Below are 15,647 nucleotides of genomic sequence, written 5' to 3'. Positions count from 1 at the left end.
CGACTCGACGCATCACTTCGTCCCTGTCGTGCCACCCGCCGATCACGAGACCGAGGCGGAGAATCGCCGCGACCGCCTGCTCGCCGGGCTGACGCTGATGGCTGGGATCGGCCTCGTCCTCGCGATTCCGTTCGCGCTGAAGACCGGGTCGCCCTTCTTCCTGCCGCTGACCGCCGCGATTGTCATCGCGATTGCGCTGGTCCCGATTCTTGAGTGGCTCGAGCGGCACCGCGTGCCCGCGCCGCTCGCTGCGCTGATCTGCCTGTTGCTGTTCCTGACGGCGGCCAATGCTGCGCTGGCGTCGATCGTCGTGCCCGCCTGGGGCTGGCTGTCGATCCTTCCCGAGCGAATCGACAACATTCAGTCGAACGTGAAGCCGCTGATCGACTTTTATTCGAACTTCGAAACCTTCGTGAACAAGACGATCCAGGATCTGGCGCAATCACGTCCGATCCAGCCGGCCGAGACCGCAGGGCAGGCGCCGCCGCGCTCGATTCTCGAGCTTGCCGCGACCAGCGCGCCGACCGCGTTCATCGAAATGTTTTTCGCGGTCCTCGTCATCTATTTCTTCCTGTCGGGCTGGACCCGGTTGCGGCGCAACGCGATTACCAGCCGCACCAGCTTTGGCGGCGCGATGGCGACCGCGCGGGTGATTCAGGACGTGGTCGACGACACCTCGGCCTATCTCGGCACGATCACGCTGATCAATGTGACGCTGGGGCTGCTGGTGGCGGGGGCGCTGTGGCTGATCGGGATGCCGACGCCGCTGATGTGGGGCGGCATCGTCGCGCTGCTCAACTACATCCCCTATCTCGGGCCGATCTTCGCCGCCGGATTCCTCGCGGTGGGCGGGCTGATGACGTTTCAGGACGTGTGGACCGCGCTGCTGCCGGCCGCGATCATGGTCGTGCTGCATATCATCGAGGCGAATGTGGTCACGCCATTGGTGGTCGGGCGGCGGCTGACGATCAACCCGATCATGATTCTGATCTCGCTGTCCTTCTGGGGCTGGGTGTGGGGGACGCCCGGCGCGCTGCTCGCGGTGCCGCTGCTGATCATCATCCAGACCGTGCTCAACGCTGCGGGCAAGCCCGATATCGCCGGATTCCTGTTCGAACACGGCACGTTGGTGGCGCGCGGCAACCCGTCTGCGCCGCGTGCGCAATTTATGCGCGAAACCGGTGTTGACAGCCCCGACCCGCCCGTTTAGGTGCCGCGCTCTCGCAAGGGACGGCGCTTCGGTGCCAGGGTCATGCGGGTGTAGCTCAGTTGGTTAGAGCGCCGGCCTGTCACGCCGGAGGTCGCGGGTTCGAGCCCCGTCACTCGCGCCACCCCTCACAGGGTGGCCATCCCCCTCTCACTCGACATCGCCGGGTTTCAGCATCACCGCCGCGCTTTGTTTGTGCACGCGCTTGATGAAGCTCGTTTCGTAGCGGCGGACCGCCGGATCGTCCTGAAACAGCCGCTCGGCCAGCGCGTTATAGTCCGCCATGTCGCGCACGCAGACCAGCACGGCGAGATCGTCCGCCCCCGCGACATCCAGAATCATCTGCACCGCATCCTCCGCTGCCAGCGACGCGCGCAGCGCCGCGATCCCGCGCTCCTCAGCATGCTCATGCACCTGCACCCGCACCAGCGCGCGTAGCCGTCGCGCGGTCAGCTTCGGCGCGAGCATGGCGACATCCGCCGCGATGAACCCTTCGCTCCGCAACCGCCGCACCCGCCGCGTTACTGCGGACGCCGACAGCGGCACCGACTGCGCCAGCGTCTCTGCGGTCGCGAGCGAATCGCTCTGGAGCAGGTTGAGCAGCTGAATATCAAAGGCGTCGAGCTTGCTCATGTCCGGCGCGAACTCCCTCCGAGATGACGATTTTCGGCACGTAGCGCGTCACCATCGGCTGCAAAAGGCGTGTTGGTCAAGTATAACACTCACCGTGATCCACGACGGAGAGACTTGATGCGTAAGGAAGTGATGGCGGCGGTGATTCTGGCGGCAATGGCACCGGTGGCGATGGCGCAAAGCGACGCGCCGGCCCCGGCTGCGGCGCCCGCTTATGACACCGCTGCGGCCAAGGCTGCGGTGGCGACTCTGGCGGACGAGCTGGAGAAGAACTTCGTGTTTCCCGACACCGCCAAACGCTACGCCGCAGCCCTGCGCGCGAAGCTTGCGGCGGGCGGCTATGACGGCGCGGCCGACGGCTATGCGCTGGCCATGGCGGTCACCGCTGACCTTCAGGCGATCGCCCCTGACGGTCATCTCGCCATGTTTGCGCCCGGTGGCCCGCAGTCGCAGCGCGTCGGCCAGCCCTCGACCCAGCAAAAGATCGGCAATGCCCCGCTTCCACCCGCGCCGATGGAACAGGCGGGTATGATCGCGCCCGGCATCGCCTATGTTCGCTTCAACGGCTTTTTCGGCCAGCCCGAGACGCTCAAGGCGTTCACCGCCTTTCTCGACCAGTATGCCGGAGCCAAAACGCTGATCATCGATGCACGCACGCATCGCGGCGGCGGGCTGGACGAAATGGACGTCATGTTCCCGCGCATCTTCGACAAGGCGCAGGCGGTGATGGTGATGGATACCCGCGTGTCGTTCGCCGAAGGGGCGGGGGCGCTGCCGTTCCGCTCGCTGGTCAAGGTGGACGCGCCGGCAGAACTGGCCCGGGTGGAGCATCGTGTGACCCCGTCCAGCCCGGCAAGCCCGTGGGCGAAAACGAAGATCTATTACCTCACCTCGCCGCGCACCGCGTCCGCCGCCGAACATCTCGCATCGGTGTTCAAGGGGACGAAGCGGGCAACGCTGATCGGCGCGACCACGGCGGGGGCGGGCCATTATGGCGGCACTGCGCCGCTGGGCGGGGGCTATTCAGCGTTCATCCCGGTCGGGCGCAGCTATTTCCCAGGCGGCGATGGCTGGGAGCAGGTCGGGATCAAGCCCGATGTCGCGGTCGCCCCCGAGCGTGCGCTGTATGAGGCGCTGGTGCGGGAGGGCGTCTCCACCGCGGAAGCCGAAAAACTCTCCGCATCGCACATGCCCACCGGGCCGATGGAGCGCCGCCAGCCCGGCAAGCGCTGAATGGCCGGGGCGGCGGCGCTATCCACAGCGCGTGTGCGCCGCCCCCTTGCACCCCCCGGCACAGCCGCTAAACGCGCCCGTTCACCATGTATGGAGCGGGATATGAGCGACTCGATTTCGGCCGAGCAGCTGCGCCTTCTGATCGAGCGGATCGAGCGGCTGGAAGAAGAAAAAAAGGGCATCAGCGACGACATCAAGGACGTCTATGGTGAGGCCAAGGCGACCGGGTTCGACGCCAAGATCATGCGCACGATCATCCGCCTGCGGAAGATGGAGAAGCACCAGCTCGACGAGCAGGACGCGCTGCTCGAAGTCTACCGTGCCGCGCTGGGGATGCAGTAAGCGCGCTACGCCATCTTCTCGTCGTCCCGGGCTTGACCCGGGACAGGGCTTCTTCTTCCTCCGCCGAAGAAAGGCAGCCCGGCCCCGGGTCAAGCCCGGGGCGACGGTGGTGGCGGGCGGGGCATTGCCGCCCCACACCCCGCCGCCCTAACATGCGGCCTCACTCCAGGAGGCCCGCATGATTCTCACGACCACCAGCACCGTCGATGGCCACAGCGCCACCCGTTATCACGGCATCGTCACCGCCGAGGTGATCATCGGCGCCAACATCTTCCGCGATCTGTTTGCCGGCATCCGCGACATCGTCGGCGGTCGATCGGGCAGCTATGAGCGCCCACTCAAGGACGCGCGCAAGACCGCGCTCGACGAACTGCGCGACGAGGCGCGGGCATTGGGAGCGAACGGCGTGATCGGCATCGACTTCGACTATGAGGTGATCGGCAAGAACGGATCGATGCTGATGGTCTCCGCCTCCGGCACTGCGGTGACGCTCAGCGGGGTGTAACTGGCGCGTCCCTTGTTATCGTCACCCCGGCCTTGTGCCGGGGTCCACCGGGAGGCAAGCGCGATGCGAAAGGCTCGAGCGCCGGACGCGAGGCATAGTGGACCCCGGCACAAGGCCGGGGTGACGAGGACTAGTCGTAGCGAAAACCGCCGTTGCGCCTCAGCCCGCCCTTGCCCTAGAGACGCCCGCACCAGATTCCAGAAGAGCGATCCATGGCAGGCCATTCCAAATTCAAGAACATCATGCACCGCAAGGGCGCGCAGGATAAGAAGCGCTCGGGCATGTTCAGCAAGCTCAGCCGCGAAATCACCGTCGCGGCCAAGATGGGCCTGCCCGATCCGGACATGAACCCGCGCCTGCGCGCTGCGGTCAACGCCGCCAAGGCGCAGTCTATGCCCAAGGACAATATCCAGCGCGCGATCGACAAGGCGAGCAAGGGCGACGGCGAGAATTACGAGGAAATCCGCTATGAGGGCTTCGGCCCCGGCGGCGTCAGCCTGATCATCGAGGCACTGTCCGACAACCGCAACCGCACCGCCACCAACGTACGCACCGCGGTGTCCAAGAATGGCGGCAATCTCGGCGCGTCCGGATCGGTCAGCCACGCGTTCGACCGCGTCGGCCTGATCACCTATCCCGCCAGCGTCGGGGATGCCGAGAAGGTGTTCGAGGCCGCACTTGAGGCGGGCGCGGAGGACGTGACGTCGAGCGAAGACGGCCACGAGATCTGGACCGCCAACGCCGACCTGCACGAAGTGGCCAAGGCGCTCGAACCCGTACTGGGCGAGGCCGAGGGCGCGAAGCTCGCGTGGAAGCCGCAGACGATGGTCGAGGTCGACGAAGCCGATGCGGCGACGTTGTTCAAGCTGATCGACGCACTCGACGACGATGACGACGTCCAGACCGTCTGGGGCAATTACGAAGTGTCCGACGCGGTGATGGCGAAGCTGGGCTGATCTTTCACTCCTCCTCTGAGCTTGTCTCAGGGGAGGAGCCGCAGTCACGCCGCCCGGTCGTCGGCGGCATCCATCCCCAGTAGCGCGCGGATGCGCCAGGCGTCGGCTGCCCAGTTGGTCCCTTGCGAAAACGGCATCGACGCCAGCCGCGGCGCGTCGTCCAGCAGGGGAAACAATTCGCGCTCCTCCCGGTCGAGCCGGTCCACCAGTTCCGCCGTGCGCAGCCGAACCGCGACCGCATAGGCGCGCCAGTCGCGCACCACCACATCGGGCGGAAAGCGTTTGGTGTGCGCCGCAAACCGCTCGTAATCGGCCGTCGTGGACTGGCAGAAGCGCTCGGCGACGGCGCGCGCGGCGGGGTCGGCATGCAGCCGCAGCCGCGGATAGACCATCCGGTCCTTCAGCGTCAGCGTGCGCAGCAGCGTCCGGCTGAACCGCCACCGCGCATCGTTCAATTCCTCCACGCCGGGCGGGTCGAGCCGGCGGGCAATCGCCGCCATTTCGGCGGTGCACTCCCGCAGGCGGCGATGCTCGGCAAAAAACTGGTCGAGATTGGACACGGTGGAACCCGCTTTCATGCTCCGGAACGACAGGGCGGCAACGCAACGATGCCGGGACAGGCTGGCGCACCGTCCACTTGTCTTTTAGGGCGCGGGAATGGTTAGAGGTCAGACAACCAGTAGAAATACGTTACGGCACCCGCCGCGCCGGGCGGTGCGATGACCGCGTCACGCCTGATCCTCGGTCTCGACCCCGGCCTCGGCACCACCGGCTGGGGGCTGATCCGCGCCGAGGGCAACCGCCTTAGCCATATCGCCAATGGCCAGCTCAAGACCGACGCAAAGGCGCCGCTCCCGCGCCGGCTGGCGCATCTCGACGCGATGCTCGCCGCTCTGGTCGCCGATCATGCCCCCGATGGGGCGGCGGTCGAGGAGGTGTTCGTCAACTCCAACCCGCAATCGACGCTGAAGCTCGCCCATGCCCGCGGCGTCGCGATCTGCGCGGTCGCGCGCGCGGGGCTTGAGGTCGGAGAATATGCGCCGCGACTGGTCAAGAAGGCGGTGGTTGGTACTGGCACTGCGGAAAAGGCGCAGGTTCATGCGATGGTCGCCCGCCTGCTGCCCGGCGCAAAGATCGCCGGGGCCGACGCCGCCGACGCCCTGGCGGTCGCGATCTGCCACGCGCACCATTTGGCAACGGCGCGCCGGATTCCCTGATCGCTCGCCGCCCGGCTATCGATCCGCAGCTTTACTCGAAGGTGGCACCGGCATCATCGCCAACGCCCCGGCGCAACGCCCATGCGCCGCGCACGCCGTTGATCAGGACGATCAGCAGAACGGTGTTGATGATGAGCCCCGGGATGCTCAAGGCGAGCAGCTTGCCCAGCACTTCCAGGCCCAGCCACGCCACCGTCACGCTGCCCCAGAACGCGCCCTTGCCGCTGCGCAGCCGCAATCCGGTGACGACGAACAGTCCGATCGCAACCAGCGCAATGACGCCCATCGCCCCGCGCGCGACCATGTCCGACGTCATCCCGCCAAGGAAAAACGCGCTGATCGCGGTCAATATGGCGGCGATGAAACAGGCATAGGCCCCGTTGCCCGTCGCCCCCAACGCTCCGTCCTCGGTCGTCAGATCGACATTCCAGAACGCCATGATGTGATTTCCCCCAGATAGTTCCCCGGGCCAGCCTAGCGATTGGCTTCGCGCGTGCAACGCCGCTTTTGCGCTTTGCTAGAGCCTCCCGTTCCGCTTATGTCCCAACCATGATCGCGCATCTCAACGGGCACCTCGCCGCCACCGGCATCGACCATGCGGTGATCGACGTGAACGGCGTCGGCTATCTGGTCGGGGCATCGGCCCGCACGCTTGCGGCTCTGGGCGCACTCGGTGAGTTCGTCACCGTGCATACCGAAATGCTGGTCAGCGAAGATTCGATCCGCCTGATGGGCTTTGCCAGCGCCGAGGAGCGCGACTGGTTCCGCCTGCTCACCGGCGTGCAGGGGGTGGGGGCCAAGGTCGCGCTGGCGATCCTCTCGATCCTTTCCCCCGCCGAAGTCCAGACGGCCATCGCCCGCGCCGACGCAGCGATGGTCGCCCGCGCCAATGGCGTCGGCCCGAAACTGGCCCAGCGCATCGTCAACGAGCTCAAGGACAAGGCCGGCGGCATCGCGATCGGCGCGGGCGGGGCGGGGCTGGCGGCTCCGGTTGGCAGCGCGGCCAATGACGCAGTGTCGGCGCTGCTCAACCTCGGCTTCAAACCCGCCGAAGCCAGCAACGCGGTGAACGCGGCGAGCGATGAACTGGGGGCCGGGGCGACACTCGACGCGCTGGTGCGGCTGGCGCTGCGGAAGGCGGCGAAGTGAAGTGGGTCATCTATCTGATTGCGCTGCTGATGAGCAGCAATGCGCTCGCGTGCACGGACGGCTCGTCGACTCGCTATTACTTTTTCGGCGTGCGACCCGAGGGGGTGGAGGTCGCGCGGTTGCTGCCGGTCGAGATCGTTCGCATCGACGGGCAAATCGTTCACGCGCGAGCGGATGAGCGCTTTGCCAAAGCACTTGGTGGGCGCGACATCCAGATTGAGCTACCATATGAAGCTGGTGGCGATAACTGCATCGACTACGGTATCCGCGATGGTAGGGCGTTCATTGTTTTTGTCCGCGTTTTCACCCGCTCCCCGGGTGAGATCGTTGTCGTCGCGCGCCCCGTCAGGGGTAGGGTTTATCCAAAAGGTCTAAGCGCCGCTGAACTCGATAAGTACATTGTCGATCCGGAAATGAAGGCGCTGGCGGAGCGGGGCCGGGAAAATCGCTGAGTAATCTCGCGACACCCTCCACTCCGTCATGCTGAACTTGTTTCAGCATCCACTGCTCCCCGCAGCGAGTGACCAGAGGCTCTATCTGCAACAGGCAATTCACGCCCCCTCGGCGGCGAAATCTCGAAACCGCCGCCTGCCGCATGGTGGATGCTGAAACAAGTTCAGCATGACGGGTGTGATGTAAAGATAGCGCTACCAGAATCCTGTTGCGCTCGGATTTGATAGCGCTACCATTACTCCTCCGGACATCAATCCGGACATGCAGGCCCGCAAACGGGCCGCGAGGAGGAGAGAGAGGATGCGGTCCCTTACACGTCGGGAAACCCTTGCCCTTGCCGGTGCGCTGGGCGTTTCAGCATGTAGCGGGGGAGGGCCGGGGAGCGGCACCATTTCCACCCCGTCACCGACTCCGACACCGGCGCCTCCGGTCACTCCGAGCCCGACGCCAACACCCACCCCCACGCCGACCCCGACCAGCACGCTCAAGGCGGCAGCTGCGGCGAAGCGGATGCGGTTCGGATCGACTTTTGCCTGGGCCTCACCCGGCGCGGATGCCGGGTCGTTCAACAACCCGGCTTACGCCGCTTTGCTCGAACGCGACTGCCAGTTGCTGGTCCCCGAAAACGAGATGAAGTGGGAATATCAGTCGAGCGCCGAGAATGTGTACAACTGGACGCGCGCCGATCAGATGCTGGCCTATGCCGAGTCAAAGGGCATGGAGATGCGCGGCCATTGCTTCCTATGGTACATTCAGGAGCGGTTTCCCGCATGGCTGCGCAGCTATGATATGGGGGTAAATCCCCGTGCCACGGCGGAGCGGCTGGTGCGCACGCATGTCGAGAGCACCGCGCGCCATTTCGGCAACCGCATCAAGAGCTGGGACGTGATCAACGAGGCGATCGATCCCGCCACCGGCAACGTCCGCACCAACATTCTCCACACCGCAGTTGGTGGCGACAACTCGATCCTCGACCTCGCCTTCCGCACAGCGCGGGCCGAGCTGCCGACGGCGGAGCTGGTCTATAACGACTATATGGACTGGGGCTCGACCACGCACCGCAACGGCGTGCTCAACCTGCTGCGCGGCTTTCGCGACCGCAACGTGCCGATCGATGCGCTGGGCATCCAGTCGCATATCGGCTTTTACTCCAGCGGCACCGCGCAGGACATCGCCAACGCCCAGATCCCGGCGATGCGCTCCTTCCTCGATGCGGTCGTGGCATTGGGGTACAAGCTGATCATCACCGAATTCGACGTCAGCGACCGCAACCGCACCGGCACGGTGGCCCAGCGCGACGAGGATGTCGCGGTATACGGCCGCGCCTGGCTCGACCTGTTGTTCAGCTATCCGCAGCTCAAGGACGTGCTCGTCTGGGGCATGAACGACAAATATAGCTGGCTGCAGAATTTCGGCACCCCGCGCCCCGACGGCCAGCCGCTGCGCCCGCTCCCCTACGACGCCAACGCCCAGCCCAAGCGGTTCTACACCGCGATCGGCGACGCGTTTGCGGCGACGACCGCGCGTCCTGCACCGACCTGACGGGGAGGGGGATTGGCTTGCCGCAAGCGAACGGATAAGGAACGTTCGTGGCGAGCCAATTCCTCCGATCCGACCGGTCTGGTGATGTTGCGTCTGCGCACGTCGCGGTTGGAGGATGGCGCTCTGCGGTAATCCTGTCGGTTCGAATGGTCGGCATGCTCATTGCCGTGGGGTTCGCATCCCCCGTCCTGGCCTGCCCTGCGCCGGACTTTGAGGATTTCGTCTTTCTGAAAGATCCTCCTCGCGCTGTTCCCCCAGGAATGCGGCTGATCCGGGTACGCGTGATCGACCCTTCGCAACTGGATGTCCGCGGATTGAAGCCGGCGTGGGTGGTGGCACGGGCCAAGTCGACCAAACGCACAATCCGACTGAGAGTTATTCCCCAAGGGGGCTTCAACACTTGTGGGCGGTGGGGCTATGTTGACGGACCCGCCTACGTCGTTGGAAAAGTCGATCGTCGCCCTAACGGTAGGCACGTGATTGTGGCGATGCTGCAGCGTCCCGTTCATTGGACACAATCCCGATGACTGACCCCGACCGCATCCTCACCGCCTCCCGCCGCCCCGAGGACGTCGACGCGGCGCTGCGCCCCAAGTCGCTCGACGAGTTCGTCGGCCAGCGCGCCGCGCGCGATAACCTGCGCGTGTTCATCGACGCCGCCCGCCAGCGTGGCGATGCGCTCGATCATGTGCTGTTCTTTGGCCCGCCGGGCCTTGGCAAGACCACGCTGGCGCAGATTATCGCCAAGGAAATGGGCGTCGGCTTCCGCGCCACCTCCGGCCCGGTGATCGCCAAGTCGGGCGATCTTGCCGCGCTGCTCACCAATCTCGAGGATGGCGATGTTCTGTTCATCGACGAGATTCACCGCCTCGCCCCCGCGGTCGAGGAGGTGCTGTATCCCGCGATGGAGGACCGCGCGCTCGATCTGATGATCGGGGAGGGGCCGTCGGCGCGCAGCGTGCGGATCGATCTGCCGCGCTTCACTCTGGTCGGCGCGACCACGCGGCAGGGGCTGCTGACGACGCCGCTGCGCGACCGTTTCGGCATCCCTGTGCGGCTGCAATTCTACACGGTCGATGAGCTGACCCGCGTCGTCACCCGCGCCGCCGGCCTGCTCGACCTCGGCATCGCCGAGGATGGCGCGGCGGAGATTGCGCGCCGTTCGCGCGGCACCCCGCGTATCGCCGGTCGCCTGCTGCGCCGGGTGCGCGACTTCGCCAATGTCGCGGGGGAGACGGTGGTCCACGCGCGCGCCGCCGATGCCGCGCTCAGCCGGCTTGAGGTCGATGCGCTCGGCCTCGACGCGATGGACCGGCGGTACCTCACCATGATCGCCGACATCTATCGCGGTGGTCCGGTCGGCGTGGAGACGCTCGCCGCGGGCCTGTCCGAACCGCGCGACACGGTCGAGGAGGTGATCGAGCCTTACCTCATCCAGATCGGCCTGATCGCCCGCACCGCGCGCGGCCGCTGCCTCAACGCGGCGGGATGGAAGCATCTTGGCCTTAATCCACCCGCCGGATCGCAGGACGGGCTGTTCGACGGAAAGTAGCGCGATGCAAAAACGCTCCCCGGACCGGGTCCGGAGAGCGTGGTTGCGTTCGACGAGGCTCCGATCAGAACTTGGTGCGCAGCGTCAGACCATAGGTGCGCGGCTCGGCAAGGAAGGACGAGAATAGCGAGTTGGCGGTCGCATAGGCCGGCGCGCCAAAGCTCTGCACCTGCGACAGGCTGCCCGCCCCCTGGAACGGGGTCGAGAACGCGACCTGCTGATAATCGGTATCGAGCAGGTTCTGCGCCCATAATTCGACCGCCCAGCGCTGATCCGGGCCGCGAATGCCGATGCGCCCGTTGACCAGCACATGGCCGTCCTGCGCCTTTTCCGCGAACAGGTCGGACCCGGTGTTATAGTCGCTGGTCATGCGGCTATCGACATAGAAGATCGCGGACAGGCCGGTGCTGTTGATCTCCGGCGTCCAGCTTAGCGAGCTGGTGATCGTATGGCGCGGCGCGTTCGAAATGGCGCTGCCGGGCAGCAGGAACAGCGCATTGTTGAGCGGCTCACCCGTGGCGCTGCCGACCAGGTCGTTGGCATATTTCGCATCGGTCAGCGTGTAGCCAAGGTTCAGCGTCAGGTCGGCGGTTGGGTACACGCCCGCCTCGATCTCGAACCCTTGCGTGATCACGCCGGCCTGAACGTCGCCGGTGCACGCCCCGGTCGCCGCGCTCAGGTCGCGGTCGGCGCCGTTCAGTCCGACGCTGCACGACCCGATATTCTGGACGATGTAGCTGCTGCCGTTGAACGTGTTGAGCTGGAAATTCTTGAACTCCGACCGGTAGACGGCGACGTTCGCGGTCAGCTTGCGCGAGGTGTATTTGATGCCGAATTCATACGCCTGCACCGTTTCGGGATCGAAGCGCAGATTGCGCGCCATCGCCGATGTCGGAGTGCTGAACACGGTCGTGCTCAGGTCCGAGCGGTCGAGGTTGAACCCGCCCGCCTTATAGCCGCGCGAATAGCTGCCATAGACCAGCAGGTCGCGGGTCGGCTTCCACGACAGGACGGTGGTGCCGGTAAACTGCCCCTCGCTGATCCGGTCGCTGATCGGCAGGCCGGTGATCGCGGAGGACGAGTTGCCGGTGCAGCTCAACGTGATGATCCCGCCGACCAGCGACTGCAGCGCCGGATTGGCCAATAACGGGCCGAGCGCCGCCTGCTGCGCCGGGCAGACGGTGTTGTTGTTGGTGAATTGCGCCTCCAGCGTCTTGACCTCATGCGTATAGCGCAGGCCGCCGGTGATGCTGAGCGTGTCGGTGATCTTGAAGATATTGTGGGTGAACAGCGCCCAGTTGCTGCTGGTCTGGTCATAGATGTCGCGCACGCTGCCGACATTGTTGATCGTGCTGAGCCGATCGATGCCGGCAATCACCTGTGGGCCGACCGCGGGGGTCAGCGCCGCGCGGCCGGTCGGGCTGAGGCAGCCGGTCGCGGATGCGCTCTGCAGCACCGGGTTGGGGTTGATCGTCGCGACCATGCGGCACGCGGCAAAGGCGCCGTACTGGCTGCCGAATTTGAGGTTGTCGGAGACCCTGAGCTTTTCGTCAGCGAGATAGCCGCCGATCAGCCAGTCGAAACGGTTGCCGAAGGCCGATCCGCTCAGCCGCGTTTCCTGCGTGAACGTACGGAACTTGCGGAACGCGTTGCCGTCATCTGGGCGGTACCCGATGTCGACATTGCCATAATCGATGTCGGCCGCGCCGCCGGCTTCATATTTGCGATAGGCGGTCAGCGAGATCAGCTGCGCCGCGCCGACATTCCATCCGATGCGCGCCGACACGCCATAATCGGTGGTCAGGTTCGAATAGGCACGCCCGCGCGTGTTGGCGATGCGCCGGTTATACGGGTCGCCCAGATGCGGGAACACCGCGCCGAGGTTGGTGAGGATCGGCATAATGCGGTTCTGTGCCGCGACCGCGTAATCGCCCGCTACGCCCGGCGTCGGGTCGGTCTTTTCACGCGTATCGATCAGCACCGCGCCACAGCATTTCTCGTCGCGGCGCGTGTAATCGCCGATCAGGCGGATCGAGAAATCGGCGTTGGGCTTCCAGAACAGCTGGCTGCGAACGAACACGCGGTTGCGGTCGTTATAGTCGGTGTCGTTGACGACATCGTGATAAAAGCCGGTGCGCTTGGCGAACACGCCATCGACGCGGAACGCCAGCGTGTCGGCAATGATCGGGCCGGTAACGGCGCCGGCAACGCGCACGGCGTCATAATTGCCATAGCTGGCCTCGGCATAGCCGCCGAACGTGAACTCGGGATATTTGGTGTAGATGCTGATCGCGCCGGCCGACGAATTGCGGCCCGACAGCGTGCCCTGAGGCCCGCGCAGCACCTCGATCCGCTCGACCTGGCCCAGATCGTTCAGGCCCGATCCGGTGCGGTTGCGGTACACGCCGTCGATGAACACGACGACCGAGCTTTCCAGGCCGGGATTGTCGCCGACCGTGCCGATGCCGCGCAGACGCGCGGTGGCATTGGCCTCCGACCCGGTCGATGCGACCAGCAGCGACGGGGCGATCTGCGCCATCTGGCGGATGTCGGTCGCGCCCGAATTTTCGAGTGCGGCGGTGCTGTAGGCGCTGACCGCGATCGGCACGCTCGACAGGCGCTGCGAACGGCGCGTCGCGGTGATCACGATGTCGGCGGTATTCTCCGCCGGCGCCTGCTCGGCGGACGGTGCCTCGGCCGGAGCGGGCTCGACGCCCCGCAGGGCCTGTGCCCCGGCCGGACTGACCGACCCGACACACGCAGCGGCAGTCAACAGATAGGCCCGCACGCGCATTCAGCTTCTCCCGAATAGTACTGAAGCCATTATAGCGGGGGAGATGCGGGGGCCGGTCGCGGCTACCCAAATCCTATGTGCGCGGATTAAAGCATTGTGAAATGGCGGTTGTGCAGTGCAGCGCGAAATTCCGCCGCGCGACTGGCGGTCGGAAGGTTCGATCGCGTTGGGTGGGAAGCGGCTAAGTAAAGATACTTAGCCGCTGAGTCCTCAGATCAGCTGAATATTTCGGGTGCGTCATAATCCGGCGTACCTTCGCCCAATCGCGGGTCAAAGCCGTAGCTGTTCTCACCATGCGTGCCGGGCCAGAAACCGAAGATCAGAGTCATGATGAAGCCGAGATATGGGATGATCGTCAGCAGAAACAGCCACCCGCTCTTGTCGCTGTCATGCAGCCGCCGCACCGTCACCGCGATGCTTGGGAGGAGGCATGCGAGGATCCAGAGCGCCATCGGGATGATCGTCAGAGAAATGGACGTGTCGGCAGGGTCATCGAGCTCGGCGGCCGCGCTGAATACGCCGCCGGCAAAGGCCAGCACCATTAGCACGGCGTAGAAAATGATGATGAACAGCCAGAATTCGGTCCGCGTCGATCGCCCGCTGAAGTCGACATAGTGCCGCCACGGCCGCAAAATCTTGTCCATACCAATCGTCCCCCCTGGTTTCAGGGGCCAATCCTATCCGATTGAACGCGGCTGGCAATCAGGCGGCGACCGTCCCGATCGCGCGCCCGACGCGCGCGCGCATCTCGATCACGGCGCTCAGCCGCGCGGCGAGCAACGCGGTGCCGCTGACCTTGCGCTGGACGAACAGCAGTTCGGATCGCGGCAGGTGCCAGCTCGATCGGTCGGCGGCGATGTCGCCGACGTCGCGGCGGATCGATTGCAAGAAGGCGCGGTCGGCAAAGTCGAACACCGGCCCGCGTTCCAGTTCGGTCAGGATCGCATCGATCATCGACGCGATCAGCGCTGGATGCCGCTCGCGCGCGCGCTGTCCCATGAAGCCGGAGTCCACCGCCGCCTGTTCGGTCCGCGCGCGGTCGCCCGACAATGCCGCGCCGAGCAGCAGGCCATAGCCCTCCACCAGCTCGGGCGAGACACGACGCGCCGCGCCGAAATCGAGCAGGACGATGCGGCCGGTTTCGGGCTGGTAACGGTAATTGGCAAAATTGGGATCGGTCTGCATCACGCCAAAGCGGAACAGCTCGTCCAGCACGAGATCGATCAGCAGCGCGGCGACGCGGTTGCGCTCGTCGGGCGGGGCGGTCTCGACCGTTTCGATCGGGCGACCGGCGACGAAGTCCATCGCCAGGATATGGTCGGTGGTCAGCGCCGGATCGCCGCGCGGGACGATGAATTCGGGGCGGTCGGCGAGCATGTCGCCATACAGCGCCATCATCCCGGCCTCGCGCTGGTAATCGGCTTCCTCGTGCAACTGCGCCTTGGCATCCTCCAGCAGCGGGGCGATGTCGATGCTGTCGGGCAGCAGGCGCGACAGGCGCAGCAGGGTCGCGACATTGTCGACATCGGCATCGATGCTGTCGGCGACGCCGGGATACTGGACCTTGATCGCCAGCATCCGCCCGTCATGCGTTTCGGCGCGATGCACCTGACCGATCGACGCGGCGGCGATCGGCGTCGCCTCGAACCGTCGGAACCGGCGGCGCCAGTCGGGTCCCCATTCGGCCTTCAGTCGCTGGTCAAGCTGGGCAGGGGGCATATGCTGCGCACGATCGCGCAACCGGGCGAGGATCGTGCCCAGTTCGGGCGGCAACAGGTCGCCGCTGTCGAGCGACAGCATCTGCCCCAGCTTCATCGCCGCGCCGCGCAGATTGGCGAGCTGCGCGGTCAGTTTCTCGGCATTGGCGGGGGTGAGCATCAGGTCGGACAAAGCTGGGCGCTCGCCCGCCGCGATCTTTTTGACCCCGTCGCGCGCGACATTGGCGGCGACGCCAGCGGTCAGCCGCGCAAAGCCGCCCAGCCGGGCCAATCGCCCGCGCGGTACGCGTCGGCCGGGGCCGGACTTCAACCCATCATCGCTCATGTTTGGTAGATCGGGACTCGG

16 protein-coding genes and 1 tRNA gene are annotated in these 15,647 nt (G+C 65.6%); 11 read left to right on the top strand and 6 right to left on the bottom strand.

The genetic code is table 11. From position 1 onward, the window contains the following. Positions 1-28 precede the first annotated feature (28 nt). Both K9B35_RS15260 and K9B35_RS15255 read left to right on the top strand, forming a co-directional pair. Complete coding sequence (locus tag K9B35_RS15260; protein ID WP_224922898.1) at positions 29-1,210, top strand: AI-2E family transporter; 1,182 nt, start codon at positions 29-31, stop codon at positions 1,208-1,210. A 44-nt stretch (positions 1,211-1,254) separates the two neighbouring features. Next, positions 1,255-1,331, top strand: a tRNA-Asp gene (locus K9B35_RS15255). Positions 1,332-1,357: 26 nt separating this feature from the next. Here the strand turns inward: K9B35_RS15255 and K9B35_RS15250 are convergent. Continuing rightward, positions 1,358-1,840, bottom strand: a complete 483-nt coding sequence (locus K9B35_RS15250) for an Lrp/AsnC family transcriptional regulator (RefSeq protein WP_224922839.1) — start codon at positions 1,838-1,840, stop codon at positions 1,358-1,360. Positions 1,841-1,957: 117 nt separating this feature from the next. Between K9B35_RS15250 and K9B35_RS15245 the strand changes: the two genes are divergently transcribed. The 4 genes from K9B35_RS15245 (at position 1,958) to K9B35_RS15230 (ending at position 4,876) form a co-directional block, all read left to right on the top strand. Beyond that, positions 1,958-3,073, top strand: a complete 1,116-nt coding sequence (locus tag K9B35_RS15245) for a S41 family peptidase (RefSeq protein ID WP_224922838.1) — start codon at positions 1,958-1,960, stop codon at positions 3,071-3,073. A 102-nt stretch (positions 3,074-3,175) separates the two neighbouring features. After that, the gene (locus K9B35_RS15240) at positions 3,176-3,415 is read left to right on the top strand and encodes a DUF2312 domain-containing protein (RefSeq protein ID WP_224922837.1); all 240 of its coding nucleotides are present in this window, start codon (positions 3,176-3,178) and stop codon (positions 3,413-3,415) included. Positions 3,416-3,593: 178 nt separating this feature from the next. Continuing rightward, positions 3,594-3,920, top strand: a complete 327-nt coding sequence (locus tag K9B35_RS15235; protein ID WP_224922836.1) for a heavy metal-binding domain-containing protein — start codon at positions 3,594-3,596, stop codon at positions 3,918-3,920. Between the two features lie 212 nt (positions 3,921-4,132). Continuing rightward, positions 4,133-4,876 (top strand): YebC/PmpR family DNA-binding transcriptional regulator, encoded by a 744-nt coding sequence (locus K9B35_RS15230; protein WP_224922835.1) that lies wholly within the window; start codon positions 4,133-4,135, stop codon positions 4,874-4,876. Positions 4,877-4,920: 44 nt separating this feature from the next. On the opposite strand, the gene K9B35_RS15225 is transcribed toward K9B35_RS15230, so the two are convergent. Further along, a complete protein-coding gene (locus tag K9B35_RS15225) occupies positions 4,921-5,436 on the bottom strand; it encodes a hemerythrin domain-containing protein (protein ID WP_224922834.1) in 516 nt (171 codons plus the stop codon). Positions 5,437-5,595: 159 nt separating this feature from the next. Between K9B35_RS15225 and ruvC the strand changes: the two genes are divergently transcribed. Then, the gene (gene ruvC, locus K9B35_RS15220; RefSeq protein WP_224922833.1) at positions 5,596-6,093 is read left to right on the top strand and encodes a crossover junction endodeoxyribonuclease RuvC; all 498 of its coding nucleotides are present in this window, start codon (positions 5,596-5,598) and stop codon (positions 6,091-6,093) included. 31 nt (positions 6,094-6,124) lie between these two features. Here ruvC and K9B35_RS15215 read toward each other — a convergent pair whose 3' ends face one another. Further along, positions 6,125-6,532 carry a hypothetical protein gene (locus K9B35_RS15215; RefSeq protein WP_224922832.1) on the bottom strand — a complete coding sequence of 136 codons (408 nt, stop codon included), beginning with the start codon at positions 6,530-6,532 and terminating at the stop codon, positions 6,125-6,127. 110 nt (positions 6,533-6,642) lie between these two features. Here K9B35_RS15215 and ruvA point away from each other — a divergent pair, with 110 nt between their 5' ends. The 4 genes from ruvA (at position 6,643) to ruvB (ending at position 10,789) form a co-directional block, all read left to right on the top strand. Next, on the top strand, positions 6,643-7,242 hold the full coding sequence (gene ruvA, locus K9B35_RS15210) for a Holliday junction branch migration protein RuvA (protein ID WP_224922831.1): 600 nt from the start codon (positions 6,643-6,645) through the stop codon (positions 7,240-7,242). Beyond that, entirely contained in the window at positions 7,239-7,694 is a 456-nt protein-coding gene (locus K9B35_RS15205; RefSeq protein WP_224922830.1) for a hypothetical protein, read from the top strand. The genes ruvA and K9B35_RS15205 overlap by 4 nt, the downstream gene beginning before the upstream one ends. Positions 7,695-7,995: 301 nt before the next feature. Next, on the top strand, positions 7,996-9,237 hold the full coding sequence (locus tag K9B35_RS15200; protein ID WP_224922829.1) for an endo-1,4-beta-xylanase: 1,242 nt from the start codon (positions 7,996-7,998) through the stop codon (positions 9,235-9,237). A gap of 523 nt (positions 9,238-9,760) precedes the next feature. After that, positions 9,761-10,789 (top strand): Holliday junction branch migration DNA helicase RuvB, encoded by a 1,029-nt coding sequence (gene ruvB / locus K9B35_RS15195; RefSeq protein ID WP_224922828.1) that lies wholly within the window; start codon positions 9,761-9,763, stop codon positions 10,787-10,789. A 64-nt stretch (positions 10,790-10,853) separates the two neighbouring features. Here the strand turns inward: ruvB and K9B35_RS15190 are convergent, their stop codons facing one another. The 3 genes from K9B35_RS15190 to K9B35_RS15180 form a co-directional block, all read right to left on the bottom strand. Then, positions 10,854-13,583, bottom strand: coding sequence for a TonB-dependent receptor (locus tag K9B35_RS15190; protein WP_224922827.1), 2,730 nt, complete (start codon positions 13,581-13,583; stop codon positions 10,854-10,856). 215 nt (positions 13,584-13,798) lie between these two features. After that, on the bottom strand, positions 13,799-14,227 hold the full coding sequence (locus K9B35_RS15185; protein ID WP_224922826.1) for a DUF805 domain-containing protein: 429 nt from the start codon (positions 14,225-14,227) through the stop codon (positions 13,799-13,801). Positions 14,228-14,285: 58 nt separating this feature from the next. Beyond that, positions 14,286-15,626: an ABC1 kinase family protein gene (locus K9B35_RS15180; protein ID WP_224922825.1), complete on the bottom strand. Its 1,341-nt coding sequence runs from the start codon at positions 15,624-15,626 to the stop codon at positions 14,286-14,288. Positions 15,627-15,647 lie beyond the last annotated feature (21 nt).

Origin of the sequence: Sphingomonas sp. R647 (genome assembly GCF_020177055.1) — a bacterium.
GTDB lineage: Bacteria > Pseudomonadota > Alphaproteobacteria > Sphingomonadales > Sphingomonadaceae > Sphingomonas.
This window is presented reverse-complemented; position numbering and strand designations above follow the sequence as displayed.

Coding starts and splice junctions, on each gene's coding strand:
- K9B35_RS15250 (WP_224922839.1), bottom strand. CDS start 1,840: ATGAGCAAGCTCGACGCCTTTGATATTCAGCTGCTCAACCTGCTCCAG.
- K9B35_RS15245 (WP_224922838.1), top strand. CDS start 1,958: ATGCGTAAGGAAGTGATGGCGGCGGTGATTCTGGCGGCAATGGCACCG.
- K9B35_RS15240 (WP_224922837.1), top strand. CDS start 3,176: ATGAGCGACTCGATTTCGGCCGAGCAGCTGCGCCTTCTGATCGAGCGG.
- K9B35_RS15235 (WP_224922836.1), top strand. CDS start 3,594: ATGATTCTCACGACCACCAGCACCGTCGATGGCCACAGCGCCACCCGT.
- K9B35_RS15230 (WP_224922835.1), top strand. CDS start 4,133: ATGGCAGGCCATTCCAAATTCAAGAACATCATGCACCGCAAGGGCGCG.
- ruvC (WP_224922833.1), top strand. CDS start 5,596: ATGACCGCGTCACGCCTGATCCTCGGTCTCGACCCCGGCCTCGGCACC.
- K9B35_RS15215 (WP_224922832.1), bottom strand. CDS start 6,532: ATGGCGTTCTGGAATGTCGATCTGACGACCGAGGACGGAGCGTTGGGG.
- ruvA (WP_224922831.1), top strand. CDS start 6,643: ATGATCGCGCATCTCAACGGGCACCTCGCCGCCACCGGCATCGACCAT.
- K9B35_RS15200 (WP_224922829.1), top strand. CDS start 7,996: ATGCGGTCCCTTACACGTCGGGAAACCCTTGCCCTTGCCGGTGCGCTG.
- ruvB (WP_224922828.1), top strand. CDS start 9,761: ATGACTGACCCCGACCGCATCCTCACCGCCTCCCGCCGCCCCGAGGAC.
- K9B35_RS15190 (WP_224922827.1), bottom strand. CDS start 13,583: ATGCGCGTGCGGGCCTATCTGTTGACTGCCGCTGCGTGTGTCGGGTCG.
- K9B35_RS15185 (WP_224922826.1), bottom strand. CDS start 14,227: ATGGACAAGATTTTGCGGCCGTGGCGGCACTATGTCGACTTCAGCGGG.
- K9B35_RS15180 (WP_224922825.1), bottom strand. CDS start 15,626: ATGAGCGATGATGGGTTGAAGTCCGGCCCCGGCCGACGCGTACCGCGC.